The sequence below is a fragment of the Vibrio sp. 10N.286.49.C3 genome, assembly GCF_041469545.1.
GTDB classification, from domain to species: Bacteria; Pseudomonadota; Gammaproteobacteria; order Enterobacterales; family Vibrionaceae; genus Vibrio; species Vibrio tasmaniensis_A.
In genome coordinates, this window is record NZ_JBFRKT010000036.1 from 1 (window position 1) to 2,957 (window position 2,957).

Sequence of the window (2,957 nt, forward strand, 5' to 3'; positions counted from 1 at the left end):
TTAATTACGCAACAAAGCCCTGCACGATAGTCTAAATAGTCTCGTTCTTTAAGGTGGGAGGCAATTGGATTCCCTAATTCTTCAATTGTCTTAGCTATTAGCTCCCGAGCTTGTTTACCCGATTTCAACGTATGACCGTGTATGGTCCACCAAGCGTCTAACAGTTCGCTCATTCTACGGTGATCGGGTTTACTTCCCATCCATGGCTTATCGTCAATCTCCTTCATCGTGTGAAGCTCAAAAGCCTTTGCTTCTCCCCTAGTCGTAAACTTTTTACGAACACGTTTCCCCGTTCGCCCATTCGGGTAACATTCGCAGAGCCAAGGTTTGGTAGAACCATCTTTTAAATTACGGATAGACATAATAAAGCCTAAAATTACTGTATATAAAAACAGTTTAATTGAGGCTGAAACGTAGAACAATGTTTTATATCGGACAAAAAGCACAGGTTAGGCTCCTATCTCAAAGTGCTAAGAAAGCTAATAGGTTATTGTGATCCGCAACAGCAGTTTTGACAGTACAAAACTGGAAGGTAACTTCTCTCGTTGGAAAGACTTGAAGAGCATTATAATGGTTGAAAACTTCCGTATTGAGAAATGAAAAGTAATCGACCTAGAGTATCGTTACTATATCAGCTCCAAAGTGCTAAGCGCAGAGCAAGCTGCGATGGCAGTTAGAGAGCATTGGGATATAGAGTCAATGCATTGGGTACTTGATGTCAGTATGAATGAGGATGCGTGCCAGATATACAAAGACCATGGAGCGGAGAATCTATCTTGCTTGCGTCATATGAGCTTAAATATGCTCAGAGAAGAGCCAACTAAGCTAAGCATTGTTGGGAAGCAAAAGCGATGCATGATGAATACAACCATTCTAGAGGCAGTATTAAGTGCTGGTTTTACTCAGGCGGTGAAAAACTAGGCACTCATGCGGTCGCCCTGCTGCTCAATTGACACTAAATTATGGTTTTTTTATACAACCTCATTCAACTGAGGTATTTACTCTATTTTTTAACGAAAATACCACCATATTCTAGTTAAAAGTGAACTGCTGTATCGAATTCACGCTAAGTTGATGTTAATTTAGCCAATATTCGACTATATTACACTCGATGAATAAGGGCGTAACGATTTTTATTCTCACTCCTCGGTTGTTAAGGTAGGTAATGTGCCATTAGTCATGGCGTTATTTTTAGAATAAATGTGGGTTTATTGATGAGTATTAAAGATTTAAGTGTAGTAAAGAAAATTGGGTTGAGTTACTTAGCCGTATTTCTGGTTTTTGCAGTTGTTTCTGTGGTGATGATGTCGAGTTTATTATCACTGACTAAAAACACAGCGATATTAACTGATAAAAGCCTGCCATCGGTTGCCTTGCTTAAAGGTATTCAAGTTGATATTACAAAAGTTCGTAAAGATGAATTTTCGCTTCTGTCAAATGCAAAGCATCCCAAAATCGCGGAATGGATAGAGGAGCTTGAACAATGGAGGGAAAATGTTCAACAAGGTATTTTATCGTATGAAGCTCTAGCGCTGAGTGAGCAAGAAAAGCGTTCTTTTAAAGTATTTAAAGATACATGGAATAGTTATATTTCTGAAACGCAGCAATATAATTATTTACTTGCACAAGGTAAGGCAAAAAAAGCAAATGAAGTTGTTTTATCTAGTTTCACTACATATACAAAAGCTCTTACTAGCTTGGACAATACGCTTAGCTTAAATGATGAGCTTATAAATCAGCTAAAAGTAGAAGTACAAAGTGAATCTCAATCGACTCAACTTACTGCCACCGCTGGTTCCTTAGTCATTATCGGTATGATAATTCTTTCGTCAGTTCTGTTATCTCGAGTAGTTTGTAAACCGGTTAATCGAGCTTTATGGTTTGCTTCTCAGATAGCTAAAGGTCAGTTGAATAATACAATTGACGAAAGAGAGTTAACTGAAGATGAACTTGGTACTTTGCTGAAAGAGTTAGTATCAATGCAAAATAATTTGCATTCTTTAGTCTCAGAGGTGAGTGATTCTACAATTCAATTAACAGCAGCGGTGGAAGAGGTGAGTGCAATATCAGCTCAAACGGCTTCAGGAATGCAAAATCAACAATTAGAGTTGAGTTCTGTTGCATCGGCCATGACAGAAATGCAGGCCGCAGTTAACGAGGTAGCGCAGAATACAGAAAGTGGAGCTACCTCAGCAAACTCAGCAACTGAAGTTGCAAAGCACGGAACCGAGATTTTAAATAAAACAATCCAAGAAATTGATAAGGTCACTAAAACAATACAAAACACAGATGAATTGGCAAGTGATCTAGAAAATAGTTCAAGTAGCATTAATGTTGTTGTTGATGTTATTAGAGGGATTGCGGAACAAACGAACCTATTAGCCTTGAATGCTGCAATAGAAGCTGCTAGAGCAGGAGAGCAAGGGAGAGGCTTTGCTGTAGTAGCTGATGAAGTTCGTTCTCTGGCTCAACGAACGCAAGAATCTACAACGCAGATTGTCGATATTGTTGAAGACTTACAAGAAAAAACCATCAAAATGGGGGAGGCAAGCAGGGAGTGTCAGAGTGGTATCGCTACATGTGTTGACCAAGTCAATGAGGCTGGAGAACAAATTGATATGATTGAACACTCTGTCGAGAATATTGCTCAGATGAGTACTCATATTGCAACAGCATGTAGTGAGCAAAACTCAGTGTCAGAAGAGTTAAATCGAAGTGTGGAGCATATTAATTCAGCATCCTCAGAAATGGCAGAAGGCACTTCACAAACCGCTATAGCGTGTCAGGAAATCAGTAGTCTAGCTCATAATCTCCAATCGAGGATGGGAGCATTCAAGCTATAGAAAGGTGGACTACGCCTTAGATTTTTTTAATCAGGAGTGGCGTTGTTGATCAAATCAGCTCGAAGATCAACTCTAAGCCATTTCTGTCCAGAATCTTCATAGTTGGCACTTTGT

1 protein-coding gene and 2 pseudogenes are annotated in these 2,957 nt (G+C 39.3%); 2 read left to right on the top strand and 1 reads right to left on the bottom strand.

The genetic code is table 11. The features are described from left to right. Window positions 1-362 (bottom strand): annotated as a pseudogene (locus AB4180_RS15665) (site-specific integrase); the annotation flags it as partial. A 151-nt stretch (window positions 363-513) separates the two neighbouring features. On the opposite strand from AB4180_RS15665, the pseudogene AB4180_RS15670 reads away from it, so the two are divergent. Both AB4180_RS15670 and AB4180_RS15675 read left to right on the top strand, forming a co-directional pair. Then, window positions 514-921, top strand: a pseudogene (locus tag AB4180_RS15670) (ISAs1 family transposase); the annotation flags it as partial. A gap of 293 nt (window positions 922-1,214) precedes the next feature. Beyond that, window positions 1,215-2,843 carry a methyl-accepting chemotaxis protein gene (locus AB4180_RS15675; RefSeq protein WP_017096612.1) on the top strand — a complete coding sequence of 543 codons (1,629 nt, stop codon included), beginning with the start codon at window positions 1,215-1,217 and terminating at the stop codon, window positions 2,841-2,843. The last annotated feature ends 114 nt before the right edge of the window (window positions 2,844-2,957 follow it).